An 18,075-nucleotide genomic window follows, 5' to 3' on the forward strand; every position below is an offset into this window, starting at 1 on the left:
CGGCGCCACCGGGTCCGCTCAGTCCCGTCCGGCCCCGGCGCCCTTCTTCGCCTTGGCCTTGGCGGCCTTGCCACCGGGCACCTTCACCCAGACCGCCTGCGACGGAGTGCCCTCCTTGTCGACGGCGTTGAGCATGTACCAGCCGGGCGGCACCAGCGAGGACTCCCTGGGCAGCCGGACCGTGACGCCGTCCTTCTTCCGCTCGAAGTCCACCGCGATCGACCGTTGCTCCACATTGGTGACGTGGGTGAAGGAGCTGGGCCGGATCAGCCGCACCTTCTTGATCGCCGATGGGCGGGACGTGGCGTACGTCGTCGTACCGCCGCGCCGGACCGTCCGGGGCCCGGTGTCGGTGAGCTTCGGCCGGGAGTCCCGGTAGAGGTACGGCGGGGTGTAGATGTCGATCTGCTGCTGGAACGTCCCGGGCTTGGTGTTGGCCTTGTCGCTGAAGAGCGAGTCCGAGCCGAAGGTCATCACCCGGCCGTCCGGCAGCAGCAGCGCGCCGGAGTGGTAGTTGCGGCCCACCAGCGGGTCGGCCACCGAGCGCGAGGTGTTGGTCCGCGGGTCGTAGATCTCGGCCTTGAGCACGTTGCTGTCGCCGCGGCCGCGGTAGTCGCCCGAGCCGTTGGTGGTCAGCACGGTGTCATCGGGGAGGACCACACTGCTGGGGTAGCGGGCCTCGGCGTACAGGTCCGGACCGTCCTTGAAGCGCGGATCGCCGGCGTGCAGATCGACGATCCGGGTCTTGGCGGTGGCCCGGGAGTCCTCGCCGACCCCGCCGCCGCCGAGGACCATGTACCGCTGGTCCTGTGCCGGGGGCAGCAGTACCGACATCGAGGTCTCCAGCAGTCCGGGGTCACTGATGCCCGGCACCACGTCGAACTTGTTGCTCTTCAGGTCCCAGACCCCGGGGACCCGGCCCTTGTCGTCGGGGCCGTACCCGGCGTTGGACCCGGTGTAGAAGATGCGGCCCTTGTCGGTGAGGAAGAGCGCCGGATAGGTCGGGAAGAACCGCTTCTTCTTGAGGTACTTCCACTTCTTGGTCTTCGGGTTGTAGATCTCGTTCTTGCCCGGCACGACCTGACCGATCTCATCCAGTCCGGAGACCGAGAGCACCCGGCCGTCCTGAAGGGTGGTCAGCGTCGGGTACCAGCGGGCCTCGTGCATGGGGTCGACCGTGATGTAGCGCTCGGCCACCGGATCGAACTCATAGGCTTCCTTGATTCCCTGGAAGTCCTTCTTGTCGAACGAGAGCTTCTGCGCGATGCCGTAGAAGTTGCGCTTGTCCTTGCCCTTGAGCCCGGCGATCCGGAAATTGTCCTCGGTGCCGGTCTGGTACCTCTTGCCCTTCCGCAGCGCCTCGACGTACACCCGCGCGGTACTGGGGGAGACCTTGACCTTTCCGGTCCTGGCGCTCTTGGTCTTCTTGGCGCGCGGGACCAGGACCGGGTCCTTGGACTCGAAGGTCCTGCCGCTCTCCTTGCCGGTGAAGCGGGTTCCGGCCGGGAAGGTCTTGGGCTTGTCCGGGTTCTCGTTGTGGACGAACATCAGTCCGCCCGCCTTCTCGACATCGCCCCGGAGCTTCTCATAGCGCTGGGTGCCGCCCGCCACCAGCAATTTTCCGTCCGGGAGCTGGGTGTGCCCGGCGCAGAAGAGGTCCTTGGGGGTCGGGATGTTCTTGTAGGTGTTCTTCTCCGGGTCCCACAGCACACTGCGGAAGGATTTGGCGGCGAAGTTCTTGGCGTTGTTGCCGGAGCCCGCGACCAGCAGCACCTTCCCCGTGTGGAGCAATGCCGCGTGGATGGTGTTGATGCGGTACTCCTCGGGGACGTTCACCACGTCCCAGTGGCCGTTCTCGGCTTTGTACTCCGGCTGGTTGATCTTGTAGGCGTGGTACTTCTCGGAGCTGAAGCGATAGAGGGCCGGGCCGTTCATCCCGGCCACCACGATGATCGCCGCCGCACCGATCCCGAAGCGGCGGGTGCGGCGACTCGGTCGGTACTTCACTTTCTATCGTCCCCCAAGGGCGGGCTGCGTTTTCCGTTTCTCCTGGCGGACGGTCCACCACCAGGCGATGATCGGCGCGGCTGAGACAGCCAGGGCGAGTGATGCCCAAACGGTCATCGCTGGATGACTGTGGCCGAAGTAGAAGGAAGAGGCGAGCGACCCGCCGAAGACGACCAGGAAGAAAAGATGGATCCGGAAAGTACCGAAGAGGGTGTCGGGACTCGAGGAGTCGCCCTTGGGGGTCACCACGAAGCGGCTCTTGCGGCGCAGTACGGCGTCGAAGAGCGAACGGGCGTAGACCGGGGCGGCCAGCGCGGACATCACCATTCCGGCGACACCGCCGGAGCCTTCCGGTTCGTGCGGGGAGACGTTGTGCCTGCGGTTCCAGATGTAGAGGCCGATCTGGAGGGCGGAGGCGTTGCCGTAGAGCATCATCCAGATGGCGGGGTCGATCTCGATGCCGGACGCCCCGAACCCCAGGAACAGCGCACAGCTCAGCGCGGCCAGGATCCAGTTCAGCGCCGACATCGGATAGAAGATCACCATCAGGGTGTAGTTGAAGAGCTTGCCCGGCGGCAGGCTGAACGGCGCCTTCCAGAACTGCTTGAGGATCGTCTCGTAGGTACCGCGTGACCAGCGCAGCTGCTGGGTGAAGAAGTCGGTCCAGGCGGTCGGGCCCTCGCCCACCGCCAGGACGTCCGGGGTGTAGACCGAGGTCCAGTGGCGGCCGGTGGCCCGGTTGCGGTGCCGGTGCAGCTCGAAACCGGTGGCCATGTCCTCGGTGATCGAGTCGTACAGTCCGCCGATGGCCTTGATGGCGCTGATCCGCACCGCGTTGTTGGTGCCCACGAACATCGGACCGCGGTAGGCGTTGCCCGCCCGCTGGATCAGGGCGTGGAACAGGAACTGCTGGCTCTCGGCCGCCTTGGTGACGGCCGTGTCGTAGTTGCCGTAGACCTGCGGGCCGACGACGAAGGCCACGTCCGGGTCGCGGAAGTAGCCGAGCATCCGCTCCAGGTAGTTCGGCAGCGGGACGTGGTCGGTGTCGACCGAGGCGAAGATGTCATAGGCGTCGCCGTGGGCCTCCAGCCAGGCGTTGTAGTTGCCGTGCTTGGTCTTGGCCCGGTGCGGGCCCGTCGACTGGTTCCACCGGGCCACGCCCTTGCGGGAGAAGTGGTGGACGCCCAGCCTCCGGCAGACCTCCTTGACCTCCGGGTCGTCGCCCTCGTCCAGCAGCCAGATGTGCAGTACGCCGCGGTGGCGCAGCCGGATCGCCGCCTCCAGCGTCTTGGTCACCATCTCCAGCGGCTCCTTGCCGGGTACGAAGGTGGTGATGAAGGCGACCTTGGTCCCGGTCTCGGGGATGACGGGCACGGGGTCGCGGGCGACGAGCGTCGCATGAGCGTTGGACAGCACGTTCATCGTGCGGAACAGCTCGATCAGCCCGATCGAGACCAGCATGACGGTGTCCAGCGCGGCCATCGTCGAGCTCATGCCCTCGCGGCTGGTCCAGTGCGAGGGCTGCATCAGCCAGATCAGCAGCCCCAGGGACAGCAGCGGGGCGGCGCCCAGCAGCAGCGCGGCCCGCACGCGGTGCGGTTCGTCCGCGAGCAGACTGCGGTAGCGCACCCGGTACGGCCGGTCCGGCTCGGGCCGGGTGAGCGGTCCGGCCAGCCTGCTGTAGTGCTCGTAGTCGTACTTCTGCAGGGGCCGTCGCCGGTGCCGGACGGGTCCGTTCCGGAGCGCGCGCGGCAGGCGCAGGCGGGTGGTGGCGGACGAGTCGTACGGCTGCTGCCGCTGAGTGGTCTCCTGCCTCTGCGCAGGTTCGCGCACGGGCTGCCGTGCGCCGGTAGGCGTCGACGTCATGAGTCATTCCCCCCGCACGCGCGTGGTCTTGCGCGCGTGTCGTCGGTGCTGTTCGGCCGGAACCGCCCCCCTCGGCCGTAGGCGGCACAGTAGTGGAGCCACACACCTGTACGGATGCGGAACGAATATCTTCTGGTTGTTTGCTGAGTAAATCCTTGACAAACCGATCCCGCATGTCCGGGTAGCGCCTCGACCACCAACTTTGCTGTTGCGAGCCGTTGTTGGGTGACGGAACGGCTCGTTCCAGGGGTGATCGGATTCACCCGGTCACAGCGGCGAACCGGGACGGGCGCGGCAAATCCCCGAGGGGGAGGCGGTCATGTGGTGGCTGAAAATCGACTACGCAGGGGCTATGCGCGGGGCTGTCCGGCGTCGGGGAACGGTGAGCGGAGCCGTGCGCGGATGTTTCCGAAGTGCTCGCGGACGGCGTCTTCCGCGCACATCGCGTCACCCGAGCGCACCGACTCCAGGATCCGCCGGTGCTGCGCACAGGTCACCCTGGGGTCGGCCGGGAGATCGACCAGATCGGTGCGCACCCGGTGGAAGGCGTCCCAGAACGCCTCCAGCACCTCGCTCAGCAGGGTGTTGTCCAGGCTCCGGTACAGCGCGGCGTGGAACGCCCGGTCCGTCTCCGCCCGCACGGCCCCGCCCTCGGCCTCCGCCTCCATGCGCCGGACGATCGCGTCCAGCTCGGCGAGGTCCCCCTCCGGTATCCGCCCGGCCAGCCGCGCTATCAGCCCGGTCTCCACGGCCTCGCGCAACTCCAGCAGCTGGAGCAGGCTCTCCTCGCCCCGGTAGTGCCCGGCGACGGTGCGGAAGATCAGCCCCTCGATCATCGGCGCCATCGACATGGGTCCGACATAGGTTCCGAAGCCGTGCCGGATCTCCACGATCCCCATCGCCTGGAGCGCCTTGAGCGCCTCGCGCACGGAGTTGCGGCTGACCCCGAGCAGCTCCATCAGCTCGGTCTCGGTGGGCAGCGGAGCCCCCGACGTCAGCCGCCGGTCGACGATCAGCCGCTTGATGCGTTCCTGGAGGTCCTTGGCCATCCCCCGCGTATGCGCCGCCACCGCCACCGCCACCTTTCGATCCGGGCAGTTTACCGGGGGCGGTTCGGGGTGATCAGAGCCGCGCGAGGAAGGTGGTCCAGGCGTCGTGGGTGACGGCGAGGGTGCCGGTGGTGGTGTCCTTGGAGTCCCGGATGTGGACGGCGTCGGGGTGTATCGCGACCTCGACGCAGTTGTCGCCGCCGCCGCTGTAGCTGCTCTTGAACCAGTCGAGCTCGGTGGTGGTCACTGGGGCTCCTTGGCGAAGGCGGTGAAGGCGGTCCAGGCTTCGTGGGTGACGACCAGTGAGCCGCTGGCGACGTCCTTGGAGTCGCGGATGCGGACGGCGGCCGGGTCTATGGCGACCTCAATGCACTCGCCGCCTCCGCCGCCGCTGTAGCTGCTCTTGAACCAGTCGCCTTCGGTGCTGCTCATAGTGCTCCTCGCATCTGCTCCAGCAGGCTCGTACTGGCCTGAGGGCTCAGGGCTTGTGAGCGCAGTTTGCCATAGCGCTGGAGCATCGCACTGACGGCTTTTGCATCAGTGATCAGGACGCTCGTGTCATGCGCTTCAACGTACCCAACCCACTGGTGGTCCATGGTTTCGGCGAGACGCATGGAACCCTCGGCGCCGGAGTGTTCTTCCTGTTGGCGCGGCATGATCTGGATTTCCACATTCCGGCGATGCTGCTGCGCGAGGAGGTGATCCAGAAGCGTGCGGGTGACGTCGACCCCACCGAATCCCCGATCCAGCAGGGCTTGTTCGATGACGAAGCAGAACGAGGTGTTCGGCAAGTCCGTGAAGAGCCGCTGCCTCGCCAGCCGAGCGGTGGCCTGCTGTTCGCACTGTTCCTGAGGGGTGTGCGGGATGTAGCGGTCGAAGATCGCGCGAATGTATGACTCGGACTGAAGCAAGCCTGGTACAACCGTGCACTCATAGGCGAGGAGAGACACCGCCTGCTCTTCGATCCCTGCCCAGTGGCGCACCCATGACGCGAGTCCCACCCTTCGTGTCAGACTGCGGTGGGCGGCGCCCAGCACACGCGCCGCTGGAGCGCCCAACACCTCCTCCGCCCGTTCGATCAGCTCCCTCGGCGGGAACCGTTTGCCCTGCTCGATCTTGGCGATGTACGGCACCGAGTACTGCACCCGCGGGGCGAACTGCTCCTGGGTCAGGCCCGCTTCGTCTCGCAGCGCCTTCAGAACCGCGCCAAAGGTCTTGAGCGTGTCCGACATCTCGGGTTCGCTGTTCGGGCTGCCGCCGTTGTCTGCTGCCATCCGTCCATCGTCACGGGCGGTGACCGACCCCGTCCAGTGCGTGAACAGATACAAAGCGAACTGGGTGAGTGTCGGACCTGGCCGGGGGTCGGTCGTCACCGGAACGCTTCCGCCATGACCGCACCACAGGGCCAAGTGCCCGTCACCGTACGTATGTTCGCGCAGCGTTTCTCCGCCACCCGGCGCGGGGCCCGGCTCGCCCGGCTGCTGGCCGTACAACAGCTCACCGACTGGGCCATCGTGGGCGGCCGTGACGCCGCCGTGCTCGTCGTCGCCGAGCTGTCCGCGAACGCGGCGCTGCACGGGCGCGTACCGGGGCGGGACTTCACCCTGTTACTGCGGTACGACGACGAGGCGGGTCGTCTGGAGATCGAGGTCTCCGACACCCATGACGCGGAGCCCACCCCCAAACTGCCCGCGCCGGACGATGAACGGGGCCGCGGTCTGCTCCTGGTCGAGGCCCTCGCCGACCGCTGGGGCGTCCGCGACCGCCGGGGCCCGGGGAAGACGGTGTGGGCCCATGTCACAACGGCCGCTTGAGACATGCTCGAAGGGCGAGAGCCGTAGCGGTACACGCCCCGCGTGACCAGCGCGGCCGACCATGGCGCACACCCCGGTGCGCCGGGGGTCCGGTCTTGGCCGCCGGTCCCCGGATGCGGGAAATTCATCGGCGGGTCAATCGTGATCCTCACGCATCTTTCCTCCAGGAGGGGATATGTCGCGCATTCGTGGCTTGGTCGTCGCTGTGATCGCCGCCGGGGTGTTCGCCGGTACCGGAACCGGCGCCTCGGCCGTGGCCGCCAGCCGCTTCGACGACGGCAGCTTCGAGACTCCCAGGGCGCCCGCCAGCTCGTTCCAGACGGTGAGCTCGGGTGGTTCCATCGGTCCGTGGACGGTCACGGCCGGGAGCGTCGATCTGATCGGCGCCGGATACTGGCAGGCGGCCGAGGGCGACCAGTCGGTCGACCTCAGCGGCGTCAGTGCGGGAACCGTGTCGCAGACGTTCACGACGGTCCCGGGCAAGCGGTACACGGTGACGTACTCCCTCGCGGGCAACCCGGGCTCCGGCCCGACGGTGAAGACCGGCAAGGTCCTGGTCGACGGGCAGAACTTCCAGGACTTCACCTTCGACACCACCGGCAAGTCCACGACGAACATGGGCTATGTGACCCGTGAGGTGTCCTTCGTGGCCACCGGCACCACCACGACGCTGTCGTTCGCCAGCACCACCAACACGGCCGCCGGACCGGTCCTCGACGATGTCCGGGTCCGTGAATGCGACCCCTGCCCCTCCTGCTGATCCAGAACCAGGACACCCTGGAGCCCCGGCGCCCGCGCGCCGGGGCTCCACCGCGTCACCCGCCCGCCTCGTTCAGCCGCCCCGCCACTGCGTCCCGGACGGCGGTCGCCCGTGGGTCGTCGTATCCGGCGAGGAGGCGCAGCGCGTCGGACCAGTGCCGACGCGCCGTGTCCGGGGTGTCATCGGCCAGGGCCGAGGCGAGCCCGTCGAGGGCGAGTGCCTCGTGCCAGGGGTCGCCCAACTCGTGGTGGACGGCGGCGGCCCGGCGGTGGAAGTCCGCCGCTTCGGCCCGGCGGCCGAGCTGTCGGTACGTCTCGCCCGCGCCGTGCCAGGCGAGGGCTTCCCGTTCGCGGTCGCCGAGGCGCTGATGGAGGGGGGCGGAGCGGTGGTACGAGGTGAGGGCGTCGGTGCACCGGCCGTCGGCTCGCTGGGCGTCGGCCAGGGTGAGCAGCCAGTACGCCTCCAGCCGGAGGTTGCGGAGATCGGCCGCGATGTCGAGCGCGGCGTGGGCCGTGGCCAGGGCTTCCCCGGTGTCGCCCCGCTCCCGCCGCAGCTCACTGAGCATCCGCAGGACGTTGCCCTCACCGCGGCGGTTGTCCAGTGCGCGGTGGACCGCCAGCGCCTCATCGCCCAGGGACTCGGCTTCCCGCAGGCGGCCCGCGCGGTGGTGGGCGGTCACCAGGTTGGACAGGGCGGTGGCCGCCCAGTGGGCCGATTCCTCCTCGCGGAAGAGAGCGACGGCCTGTTCGAAATGCCGCACAGCGGGGTCGAGCTGGCGCTGACGGAGTTCGCTCAGCCCGATCAGGTTGAGTGCCTGGGCCTCGTTGACACGGTCACCGAGCTCACGCCAGACCGTCAGCGCCTCCCGGTGGTGGTTCATGCTCTCGGCGGTGCGGTTGACCTGTGCGCAGGCCATGCCGAGGGAGGTGGACAGTAGACCACCGGCCGCGCGGTCCCCGCAGCGGGCTGCCGCGTCCCGACCGAGATGGCCCACCCCCAGCCAGTCGGCACCGGGCGCGGACGGGAACTTCGCCCACCACAGCACGGCACACAGCTGCCAGGCGAGCTGGTCGTGCCCGGCGTCGGCCGCGGTGCGGACGGTCTGGAGGAGATTGGCGTGCTCGCGCTCGGACCAGCCCACGGCGGCGTCGTAGTCGGGGAAGCTGAGGGGCTGGGTCCCGTCGGGCACAGGCGGCAGCTCGACATGGTCCTCAGCCGGGCTGATCCAGCTCTGTGCCGCGTCGGCGGTGTGCAGGTACCACTCCAGTACACGGCGCAGGGCGGCGTCCCGTTCCGCCGGCGGCGCCTCGTGCTGAGCCTGGGCGAGGGAATAGGCGCGCAGCAGATCGTGGAACTCGTAGCGGTCCGGAGCGGTCTGCTCCAGCAGATGGGCGCTGACGAGCGAGTCCAGCAGCTGCCGGGTCCGGTTCAGCGGAAGCCCGGCGAGAGCGGCGGCGGCATGCAGTCCGAACTCCGGTCCGGGATGCAGGCCGAGGAGGCGGAAGAGCCGGGCGGCCTGTTCGGGCAGGGCCCGGTAGGACCACGCGAACACCGTGCGGACGGCTTCTGCCTCCTCGTCGTCGCCCGTGCTCAGGGCGTCCCACAGCGCGGACTCGTCCCGTAGATCGGCGATCAGGTCATCGAGCCGCATATGAGGGTGGCTCACGGCGCGTTCGGCCGCGATGCGCAGGGCCAGCGGCAACCTGGCACACAGCCGGGCCAGCTCGGTGAGCTTCGCGGGGTCGTCGTCCGGCCGGTATCCAGCGGTGACGGCCCGCAGCAGGGCGACCGCCTCGGGCTCGGGAAGCACACCGAGGGTGAGCCGCCGTGCGCCGTCCCGCACGGCGAGTCCGGACAGGCGGCTGCGGCTGGTGACCACGACCAGGCTGCTGGCACTGCCGGGCAGCAGGGGGCGGACCTGGCTCACGGTGGCGGCGTTGTCCAGCACGATCAGTACCCGGCGGTCGGCCAGCAGCGAGCGGTAGAGAGCCCCGGCGGCGTCGAGGTCCTGGGGGACGGCGGCGGCGCCGACACCGAGCGCGGTCAGAAAACGGTGCATCGCTTCCTGGGCCGTGACCGGCTCCCCGGGGTCGTAGCCGCGCAGATTGACGTAGAGCTGTCCGCCGGGGAAGCGGTCCCGCACCTGGTGGGCCCAGCGCAGCGCGAGCGAGGTCTTTCCCGCGCCGGCGGTTCCGGCTATGACGCACACCGAGACGACGAGCGGTTCGCCCGACTCGTTGACCAGGACCGCGTTCAACTGGCCCAACTCATCGGAGCGATTGACGAATCCGTGCACATCGGCCGGTAGCTGCCGAGGGGTCGGACCTGCGGCGCCGTCGCTCTCCGGCCGGTCCTGACCGTGGAAGTGGATTCCTCCGCTGATGTTTCTGGCCTGTACGACATCGCGGGAGGACCCGGAGATCTCGGAGCGGCTGCTGTCGTGGTGTCCGCCGCCGCCCCCATTGGATTTCGTGATCCGTCTAGTCCTTCCCGGTCCGGGGCGGCGGCAGGGGCGCCACCTCGCGGTCGAAGTACGACGTGATGTCCTCGCCCACCAGGTAGAGCTGCTCGATGTACCGGGCCCATGGCGTGATGGCGTCGGGGTCGGTCCAGCGGATCGCGCCGGTGGTGGCGCCGGTGTCGTCGTAGAGCACCTGGAAGAGCGTGCTGCCGCCGAGCACCACGATCTCCGGCAGCGGACGGTCGGCTTCGGCGGATGCCACCTGTTCGGTGGTGACGACGCGGATGCGCTCCCCGTACTCGGCATGCTGACGGTGGGAGTGGAGCTCCCACCGCACATAGGGCGTCAGCGGCTGGTCGACCACACGCACCCGGTGGAAGGCGTGGCCGCGCCGCGCGTCCTCCTCGGCGACCGTGCGCAAGGCGTCGCGGCGGTCTTCGAGGAGCGCGAGTGCCTCCTCCCACTCGCCCCGTCGCAGGGCCTCCCGGCTGGGGCTGCCCTCTTCCTCGAAGTGCTGACGGCGCTCCAGCTTCCATGAAGCGGTGTCGCGGATACCCGCCTCGCGTTCCCGGAACTCACGTTTGTAGACGTCCCGGGTGAGCCGTTCGCCCCGCTCGGGGGCGAGCGCGGGGGGTCGGGCATCAGACATCGGGGATGTCCGCCTTCGCGGCGGTGAGCATGTTCCCCGGGATGACGACCAGCCGTTCCCCGGGGCTCAGCGCCACGCTCTCCGGCAGCCGGGACCGGTAGACGTCGGTGAGGTCGGTCCCGATCACCGCGATGTCGCCGTTGGTGAGCCGCCAGATCTCCGGGCATTCGTCGCGGCCGTCGGAGTTCCCCAGTTCCCGTGCCGATTTGCCGAGCCGCCGGTCGAATAACGCGGAAGGGTCCGCCTCCCAGGTCCGTGCCATCTCATCCCCCACTCGATCTGGCTGTACACAGGTCATTACGGAGTGTATACGGGTGGCGGCGCACGGCAAGGTGGTGTGGGGGGTGGGGGGAGGTGCGCCGGGGCCGGGGCCGGAAATGCGACTGGGGTTTCTCGGTGAACCGAGAAACCCCAGGTCAGTGGCGTAAGCCAAAGTGCGCCGCCAGGGACTCGAACCCCGGACCCGCTGATTAAGAGTCAGCTGCTCTAACCAACTGAGCTAGCGGCGCCTGCTGACGTGTGAATCCTACCGGACCCCGGAGGGTGCTCCTGACCAGTGGTGTCGGGTCGGGGGCGAGGTCGGCTCATTGGTATGGACATGTCCAAAACTGCTCGCTAATCTCGGACTTGGTCTAGACCGCAGTGCACGGCTCATGGACTCCCCACGTCTTCAGGAGCGAAGCATGCGCAAGAAGATCCGCGCTGCTGTCATCGGCATCGGTCTCGCGGCGGTCTCCGTCCTCGCGACCGGCGGCAGCGCTTCCAGCCACGGGTACACCGACTCGCCCATCAGCCGCCAGAAGCTGTGTGCCAACGGCACCGTCACCGGGTGCGGGGCCATCCAGTACGAACCGCAGAGCGTCGAGGGCCCGAAGGGGTTCCCGGCGGGCGGGCCCGCGGACGGGCTGATCTGCGCGGGCGGGAACAGCCGGTTCGCGCAGCTCGACGATCCGCGGGGCGGCAACTGGCCCGCGACACGGGTCGGTGCCGGGCAGAGCTACACGTTCAACTGGCGCTTCACCGCCTCGCACGCGACCACCGACTTCCGCTACTACATCACCAGGAACGGATGGGATCCCGGTCAGCGGCTGTCCCGCTCCAGCCTGGAGCCGCAGCCGTTCCTGACCGTGCCGTACCACGGTCAGCGGCCGCCGTCCTCGCTCTCCCACACGGGCACGCTGCCGGGCGGGAAGAGCGGTAAGCACCTGATCCTCGCCGTGTGGACGATCGCGGACACCGGCAACGCCTTCTACGCCTGCTCGGACGTCCAGTTCTGACCGTGCCGAGCGAGGCGGGAGCCAGGGGTGCGGTGCCGTCCGGACGGCACCGCACCGTCACCGGCAAGACCGGCGATCAGCGCCACGGTGGCCTCCGCCGACAGCGCGCTGTCCACGATCCGGCCGAAGGCGTCGGAGAAGAGGTGGACGTCGTCGGCGCCCTCGACATAGGTCGGACCGCAGACGTTCTCCTGGGTGACCACGTCCGGCAGCGGGCCCCGGAAGCCGACCAGGGTGAACGCGCCCGCGTCACCGGGGTTGGGGGCGGCGTCCAGAGGCATCACCTGGAGTGTGACCGTCGGCCAGTGGGCCATCTCCAGCAGCCGTCCGAGCTGGGTGGCCATGAGGGCCGGGCGGCCGGTGAACCGGCGGCGCAGGGTGGCCTCGTGGATGACGGCCCAGAGCCTGAGCGGGGAGGTGGGGCGGGTGAGCACGGCCTGGCGGGCGAGCCGCACCTCGGCGAGCGCGTCGACCTCGGCGGCGCTGCGGGGCACCGCCTGGGCGGCGATCGTCGCACGCGCGTAGTCGGGTGTCTGCAGCAGACCCGGCAGGACCAGCGGGGCGTAGTCGCGGACGGACTCCGCGTCCGACTCCAGGGAGATGTAGTCGGCGTAAGCGGGTGCGACGACCCCGCGGTAGGTCCGCCACCAGCCGCGCTGCGCCGCGTCCTTGGCAGCCTGGGTGGCCAGGAGTTCGAGCGCGGCGCGGACGTCGGCGTCGTCGATCGCGTACGCCCGCAGCAGGGTGCCGACCTCGGAGGTGCGGATCGTGGCGTTGGCGTTCTCGATCCGGGAGAGCTTCGGCGCGGTCCATCGGCGGGCGTGCGCCGAGCCGTTCTGCTCGGCGTTCAGGGCGTCGGCGGCCGCGTCCAGCGTCATCCCCGCCTCCGTGCGCAGCCTGCGCAGTGCGGACCCCAGGCGCCTGCGCCGGACCGTGGGCACTGGCTGGTAGGACATGTCGCCAGTCTGACGTATCGCCAACAAGGGGTGCGCTGACGGCATATGCCAGTCTTGCGCCGCCGGGTCGAAACATTGCGAGTCGCACGCGCATGGGACAGGATCGCTCAGGTGAGGCGGCACGCGCCGTGCGTTGGAGGGGCCCCGGACCATATGGCTGAGAACACCTGGCAGCGCTACGAACTGCGCCTCCGCGTCCATCCGCAGACCCTCGCCGATGTGCGCCGCGCGGTGGGCGCGCGGCTGCGCCTGTGGGGCCGTGGCGAGCTGATCACCGCCGCCGCGATGTGCGTCACCGAGCTGCTGTCCAATGTGCACAAGCACGCCGCCTCGCCCGAATGCGTACTCGCCCTGGAGGAGCGGCCGCACGGGATCTACGCCGCGGTCAGCGACACCGAGTCGGGGCTGCCGGTGGTCAAGGAGCCCGACTTCCTGTCCGAGAGCGGGCGCGGGATGTTCCTGCTGAGCAAGACGGCCCACACCTGGGGCACCGATCTCACCCCCACCGGCAAGACGGTCTGGTTCACCCTCCGCGCCGAAGCGGTGGATCCCTGACCCACGGCGCCGGTAGCGTGGTGTCCGCGACCTGGAGCAGGGGGTGGACCATGGATCCGGTGACGGCGGGCGCGCTGGTCACGGCGGTCAACGCGGCCGTGTCGGGGGCCGGGGGCGAGGCCGGACGGCGAGCTCTGGACTCCCTGGGCGCACTGGCCCGCAGGGCGCTGCGGCGCGGTGAGGACGGCACGGCCGACGACCCCGGACCGGTGGTCGTTCCGCGCGACGACGCCGAGCGGCTGCGCCGGCTGGCCGAGCTGCTGGCCGAACGGGCCGGTCAGGACCCGGACTTCGGGCGGGACCTCGCGGCGTGGATGCGCCGGTACGGCGCGGCGGACGGCGAGGACGAGACGAGCACGGTGTACAACACGGTCTCCGGCGATGCCAACATCACCGGTCCCGTCATCCAGGGCCGGGACTTCAACGGGCCGATCAGCTTCGGCGGCCGCTGACCCCGCGCCCCACGGGGGCCATGGGCCTCCGCGATCACCCCCGGACGGGGGTGATCGCCCATTGGTTACGGCCCTGGCAGCAACCGGACAGGACCGGTCACGGCCGGTCGCGGGGTGTCGCGGGCCCGCTGCGCTGTGTGCGTCCGCCCCGCGTACGCCCCCGCGGTTCCCGTAACTTGTTGACAGTTGGAATCATCCGGGTGCGTACGGAGTCAAGTGCGCCGGACGGCCACGCACCGTTTGACCAACTCTTTACCTTACGCCCCGCGTTGACGCCGTCGCTGTGCGCGAATTACTGTCGATGTTGATTTCGCGCAATGCTGCCTCGCTATTGAGGCAATGGAAATACGAGAACCAGGCCGGTATTTGAAAAAGTAAGTCTCTGAAGCCCTCTGGGGAAGTCATGGTAGGTCTTGTCCGCGTATCCGAGCGTTCTTCCGGGAGTGCGGAAGCCGCTCCGGCCATGGCCCCCGACTATGTGGAGCGCGCCCTGCTCGCCGCGCGCGACCTGATCGAGTCGACGGTCGTACGGCACCGCCGGGAGCTGGCCCAGGACTCCTGGGCGGGGACGGCCCTGGAGAAGGTGCCGCTCGCGGAGGTCGTCGACACACTCGTCGACGGCGCCGAGTTGACCGTACAGGTGGTCATGTCGGGCGGCGAGGAACAGACGGACGCCGTCTGCGCGGCGCTCGCCCGGCCCGCCAGGGGAGCCCGCCGGAATGTGGCGGTGCGGTTGCTCTGCAGGGAGCGGGCCGCCTCCGCCAACGCGATACGCGCGCTGGCGCGCACCGATCCGCGGTGCGAGGTCCGGGTCGGCGACGGCGGGCCGGCCGAGGCCCTGCTGATCGACGGTCAGCTGGTCTACGTACGCGGCATGGTCGGCGGCCGGGGGGAGCCGACGCGGGGCGGCGGACGGCAGGCGACCCTGGTGGAGGACCCCGCCACGGTGCGGGCCCTGGAGCTGATGTTCACCGGGGCCTGGGGGAACGCGGTGGCGCTCGCGGAATATCCGCGGCTCGGCGGACGGCTGTGCCGGGATTCGGCCCGCCGGATACTGGAATGTCTGCGCACCGGCCACACCGATGAGGTGGCGGCGCGGGAGATGCAGGTTTCCCTGCGCACCTATCGGCGCTACGTCGCGGAGATCATGCGGGAGCTGGGGGCCAACTCCCGCTTCCAGGCCGGGGTACGGGCGGTGGAAATGGGGCTGCTGCCCAGCCGTCCCTGACAGGAGCTCGCGACCTTGACCACGTCATCGAGCAGGAACTCGGGCAAGAAGTGTGGGGGAGATGGACGACCGCGGACGCGATCCGGGGCCGGAGGCCACGCATGCGGGGGATGTGCTGGACCGGACGCTGCGGGAGGTGCGGGCGCTCATCGAGTCCACCGTGGTGGAACACCGCGCCCGGCGCTCCCGGCATGCGCAGTTCACCGAGGTGGGAATAGAGGATTCCGCCTTTCTGGCCGCCGCTGAGCAAGTGATCACGCAGGCCCGGCAGGGGGTGGACGCGGTGTTCCCGGACGCATCGGCGCGGATGGCACCGGTCCACGGGGCGCTGGGCGCGCTGCTGACCGATCTCGACGGCGGGGTGCGGGTGCGGGTGCTGCGCGGCAGATCCGGCCCCGGCGGCGGTCCGCCGCCGGGGCCCGCCCCGGTGTCCGTACCGCTGCCGGGGGCCGAACGGACGGCGGACGGCGCGGCGGAGACGGCCGGGGCGGCCGGTCCCGGGGCGGCGCGTACCGGAACGTCCGGCGCGGGCGGGAGCGGAAGCGCGGGCGGGAGCGGGGGTGCCGGGGGCCGGAGCCCCCATCCGTGCCCTCCGCAGGTGCGTACCGCGGCCGTCGCCCTGCCCACCGCGGTCATCGCCGACGGCCGGACCGCGCTGGTGTGCACCGAGACCGACGAGGGGCGGCGGACCTCGGTGGTCCAGGACCCGCTGGTGGTCGGCTCCCTGTACGGCATGTTCGGGACCATCTGGGCCGGCGCCGTACCCGCCGCCCGCCCCCTCGACTTCGGCAACCGGGCCCGTACCGAGATGGTGCGCCGGGTGCTGGCCCGGCTGCGGGACGGTGTCACCGACGAGGCCGCGGCCCGCGATCTGGCGATCTCGGTGCGCACCTACCGCCGCTACGTCACCGGGATCCTGGAGCTGCTGGAGGCCAGTTCCCGTTTCCAGGCGGGGGTACGCGCCGGTGAACTCGGCATACTCGGCGAACCGCCCAAGCCGCCGCCCGACAGCGCGGCCCGCTGACATCCGGTGGCCATCACCTTCCGGTGCGCAAGGGGTCCGGTGGCCTCTTGCGGTCATCCTCGAGCGATTCTCTACCAGCGGCTTACAGCCCGTTCCTACCCTGACGACGGGCCGCACACCGTGCGCGCCCGGAGATCCACGGGGGGATGTCTCATGGCGGAGAGCGACACGGCCGGCGCCCGGACCCGGGTGGCCGCGCTGCACCGGCTCAAGGACGAGGTGCGCGCGGGGGATCCCCGGGCCACCGCGGCCCAGCACGGCAAGGGCAAGCTGACCGTCCGTGAACGGCTCTCGCTGCTGTTCGACGAGGGGTCGTTCACCGAGCTGGAGCCGTTACGCATCCACCGTGCCAGCGGGTTCGGCCTGGAGGACAAGCGGCCGTACACCGATGGCGTGATCACCGGCTGGGGCACGGTGCACGGCCGTACGGTCTTCGCCTTCGCCCATGACTTCCGGATCTTCGGCGGGGCGCTCGGCGAGGCCCACGCCCAGAAGATCCACAAGCTGATGGACCGTGCGCTGGCCGCCGGGGCGCCGCTGGTGTCCCTCAACGACGGCGCGGGCGCGCGCATCCAGGAGGGCGTCTCCGCGCTCGCGGGCTACGGCGGGATCTTCGAGCGCAACACCCGGGCCTCGGGGGTGATCCCGCAGATCAGCGTGATGCTCGGGCCGTGCGCGGGCGGCGCCGCGTACTCCCCGGCGCTCACCGACTTCGTGTTCATGGTCCGGGAGACCTCGCAGATGTTCATCACCGGACCCGATGTGGTCCAGGCGGTGACGGGGGAGAAGGTGTCGCAGAACGGGCTCGGCGGCGCCGATGTGCACGCCGAGACCTCCGGGGTGGCCCACTTCGCCCATGACGACGAGGCGAGCTGTCTGGAGGACGTGCGCTATCTGCTCTCGCTGCTGCCCGCCAGCAACCGGGAGACCCCGCCGCAGGTCCCGTGCGACGATCCGCGCGACCGCCGCTGTGACGCGCTGCTGGACCTGGTGCCGCTGCACGGCAACCAGCCGTACGACATGCGCGCGGTCATCGAGGAGATCGTCGACGACGGTGAGCACATGGAGGTCCACGAGCGCTGGGCCACCAGTGTGCTGTGCACCCTGGCCCGGCTGGACGGCCGGCTGGTGGGGGTGGTCGCCAACCAGCCGCTGGCCCTGGCCGGGGTGCTGGACATCGAGTCCTCCGAGAAGGCGGCGCGGTTCGTCCAGTTCTGCGACGCGTTCAACATCCCGCTGGTCACGCTGGTGGACGTACCCGGCTTCCTGCCCGGTGTGGACCAGGAGCACGGCGGCATCATCCGGCACGGCGCCAAGCTGCTCTACGCGTACTGCAACGCGACCGTGCCGCGTATCCAGCTGATCCTGCGCAAGGCGTACGGCGGGGCGTACATCGTGATGGACTCCCGCTCCATCGGCTGCGACCTGTCCTTCGCCTGGCCGACCAACGAGATCGCGGTGATGGGCGCCGAGGCCGCGGCCAATGTGGTCTTCCGCCGCCGGATCGCCGCCGCCGAGGACCCCGGCACCGTACGCGGCCAGCTGGTCAAGGAGTACACGGCGGAGCTGATGCACCCCTACTACGCGGCCGAGCGCGGACTCGTGGACGATGTCATCGATCCGGCGCTCACCCGGCAGACCCTCATCGCGGCGCTGGAGATGCTGCGCGCCAAACATGCCCCGCTGCCTGCACGAAAACATGGAAATCCGCCGACGTGACTATTTCGTTTTCCCCGACGACATTGTAATCCGCGGCGTACGGGCGATAGGTTGCACGCGGGCGTGCCGACTAGGCAACAGCCGGTAATGCAAGGGGATTTGGGGATGACCGAAGGGGACGGAAGGGGTGCGACCGCCACGGCGGCCGCGGGCGGCGGGCCGAGGACCACGGCGCCGCATTCACCCCGACCGGGACGCACGCGAAAGTCCGGCAACACCGCCGGAAAGACACATCGCGGAGGCAGGGGACGGCAAAAC

Annotated in this window: 18 protein-coding genes and 1 tRNA gene; 8 read left to right on the forward strand and 11 right to left on the reverse strand. The window is 69.8% G+C overall.

Translation table 11 applies throughout. The features are described 5' to 3' along the window. Window positions 1–18: 18 nt before the first annotated feature. The 6 genes from glxA to AC07FT_RS34065 form a co-directional block, all read right to left on the reverse strand. Window positions 19–2,007 (reverse strand): radical copper oxidase GlxA, encoded by a 1,989-nt coding sequence (glxA, locus tag AC07FT_RS34040; RefSeq protein ID WP_479179960.1) that lies wholly within the window; start codon window positions 2,005–2,007, stop codon window positions 19–21. Between the two features lie 3 nt (window positions 2,008–2,010). Next, complete coding sequence (locus tag AC07FT_RS34045) at window positions 2,011–3,873, reverse strand: glycosyltransferase family 2 protein (protein WP_479179962.1); 1,863 nt, start codon at window positions 3,871–3,873, stop codon at window positions 2,011–2,013. A gap of 350 nt (window positions 3,874–4,223) precedes the next feature. Continuing rightward, window positions 4,224–4,922: a FadR/GntR family transcriptional regulator gene (locus AC07FT_RS34050; RefSeq protein ID WP_479180009.1), complete on the reverse strand. Its 699-nt coding sequence runs from the start codon at window positions 4,920–4,922 to the stop codon at window positions 4,224–4,226. Window positions 4,923–4,995: 73 nt separating this feature from the next. After that, the gene (locus AC07FT_RS34055; RefSeq protein ID WP_479179963.1) at window positions 4,996–5,169 is read right to left on the reverse strand and encodes a DUF397 domain-containing protein; all 174 of its coding nucleotides are present in this window, start codon (window positions 5,167–5,169) and stop codon (window positions 4,996–4,998) included. Beyond that, window positions 5,166–5,354 carry a DUF397 domain-containing protein gene (locus AC07FT_RS34060; RefSeq protein ID WP_479179964.1) on the reverse strand — a complete coding sequence of 63 codons (189 nt, stop codon included), beginning with the start codon at window positions 5,352–5,354 and terminating at the stop codon, window positions 5,166–5,168. Before AC07FT_RS34060 ends, AC07FT_RS34055 begins: the two co-directional genes overlap by 4 nt. Further along, complete coding sequence (locus AC07FT_RS34065; RefSeq protein WP_479179966.1) at window positions 5,351–6,196, reverse strand: helix-turn-helix domain-containing protein; 846 nt, start codon at window positions 6,194–6,196, stop codon at window positions 5,351–5,353. Before AC07FT_RS34065 ends, AC07FT_RS34060 begins: the two co-directional genes overlap by 4 nt. Window positions 6,197–6,310: 114 nt before the next feature. Here AC07FT_RS34065 and AC07FT_RS34070 point away from each other — a divergent pair, with 114 nt between their 5' ends. Continuing rightward, on the forward strand, window positions 6,311–6,736 hold the full coding sequence (locus AC07FT_RS34070; protein ID WP_479179967.1) for an ATP-binding protein: 426 nt from the start codon (window positions 6,311–6,313) through the stop codon (window positions 6,734–6,736). Between the two features lie 175 nt (window positions 6,737–6,911). Continuing rightward, complete coding sequence (locus tag AC07FT_RS34075) at window positions 6,912–7,496, forward strand: choice-of-anchor C family protein (protein WP_479179968.1); 585 nt, start codon at window positions 6,912–6,914, stop codon at window positions 7,494–7,496. Between the two features lie 55 nt (window positions 7,497–7,551). Here the strand turns inward: AC07FT_RS34075 and AC07FT_RS34080 are convergent, their stop codons facing one another. The 4 genes from AC07FT_RS34080 to AC07FT_RS34095 form a co-directional block, all read right to left on the reverse strand. Beyond that, the gene (locus AC07FT_RS34080) at window positions 7,552–9,753 is read right to left on the reverse strand and encodes an ATP-binding protein (protein WP_479179970.1); all 2,202 of its coding nucleotides are present in this window, start codon (window positions 9,751–9,753) and stop codon (window positions 7,552–7,554) included. Window positions 9,754–9,976: 223 nt separating this feature from the next. Then, on the reverse strand, window positions 9,977–10,606 hold the full coding sequence (locus AC07FT_RS34085) for a DUF6879 family protein (protein ID WP_479179971.1): 630 nt from the start codon (window positions 10,604–10,606) through the stop codon (window positions 9,977–9,979). Next, entirely contained in the window at window positions 10,599–10,868 is a 270-nt protein-coding gene (locus tag AC07FT_RS34090) for a hypothetical protein (RefSeq protein WP_479179973.1), read from the reverse strand. Before AC07FT_RS34090 ends, AC07FT_RS34085 begins: the two co-directional genes overlap by 8 nt. Before the next feature lie 173 nt (window positions 10,869–11,041). Then, window positions 11,042–11,115 (reverse strand) — tRNA-Lys (locus AC07FT_RS34095). A gap of 174 nt (window positions 11,116–11,289) precedes the next feature. Here AC07FT_RS34095 and AC07FT_RS34100 point away from each other — a divergent pair. Beyond that, window positions 11,290–11,883 carry a lytic polysaccharide monooxygenase auxiliary activity family 9 protein gene (locus tag AC07FT_RS34100; RefSeq protein WP_479179974.1) on the forward strand — a complete coding sequence of 198 codons (594 nt, stop codon included), beginning with the start codon at window positions 11,290–11,292 and terminating at the stop codon, window positions 11,881–11,883. Here AC07FT_RS34100 and AC07FT_RS34105 read toward each other — a convergent pair. Next, the gene (locus tag AC07FT_RS34105; RefSeq protein WP_479179975.1) at window positions 11,856–12,839 is read right to left on the reverse strand and encodes a DUF5753 domain-containing protein; all 984 of its coding nucleotides are present in this window, start codon (window positions 12,837–12,839) and stop codon (window positions 11,856–11,858) included. The two genes, AC07FT_RS34100 and AC07FT_RS34105, sit on opposite strands and share 28 nt — an antisense overlap. A gap of 153 nt (window positions 12,840–12,992) precedes the next feature. Between AC07FT_RS34105 and AC07FT_RS34110 the strand changes: the two genes are divergently transcribed. The 5 genes from AC07FT_RS34110 to AC07FT_RS34130 all read left to right on the forward strand — a co-directional run bounded on the left by AC07FT_RS34110 (window position 12,993) and on the right by AC07FT_RS34130 (window position 17,817). Next, complete coding sequence (locus AC07FT_RS34110; RefSeq protein WP_479179976.1) at window positions 12,993–13,394, forward strand: ATP-binding protein; 402 nt, start codon at window positions 12,993–12,995, stop codon at window positions 13,392–13,394. A gap of 50 nt (window positions 13,395–13,444) precedes the next feature. Continuing rightward, on the forward strand, window positions 13,445–13,846 hold the full coding sequence (locus AC07FT_RS34115) for a hypothetical protein (protein WP_479179978.1): 402 nt from the start codon (window positions 13,445–13,447) through the stop codon (window positions 13,844–13,846). 463 nt (window positions 13,847–14,309) lie between these two features. Further along, window positions 14,310–15,074: a helix-turn-helix transcriptional regulator gene (locus AC07FT_RS34120; RefSeq protein WP_479179979.1), complete on the forward strand. Its 765-nt coding sequence runs from the start codon at window positions 14,310–14,312 to the stop codon at window positions 15,072–15,074. A 61-nt stretch (window positions 15,075–15,135) separates the two neighbouring features. Then, the gene (locus tag AC07FT_RS34125; protein ID WP_479179980.1) at window positions 15,136–16,098 is read left to right on the forward strand and encodes a helix-turn-helix transcriptional regulator; all 963 of its coding nucleotides are present in this window, start codon (window positions 15,136–15,138) and stop codon (window positions 16,096–16,098) included. Window positions 16,099–16,251: 153 nt separating this feature from the next. After that, the gene (locus tag AC07FT_RS34130; RefSeq protein ID WP_479179981.1) at window positions 16,252–17,817 is read left to right on the forward strand and encodes an acyl-CoA carboxylase subunit beta; all 1,566 of its coding nucleotides are present in this window, start codon (window positions 16,252–16,254) and stop codon (window positions 17,815–17,817) included. Window positions 17,818–18,075 lie beyond the last annotated feature (258 nt).

This window comes from Streptomyces sp. NPDC045899 (genome assembly GCF_056431485.1).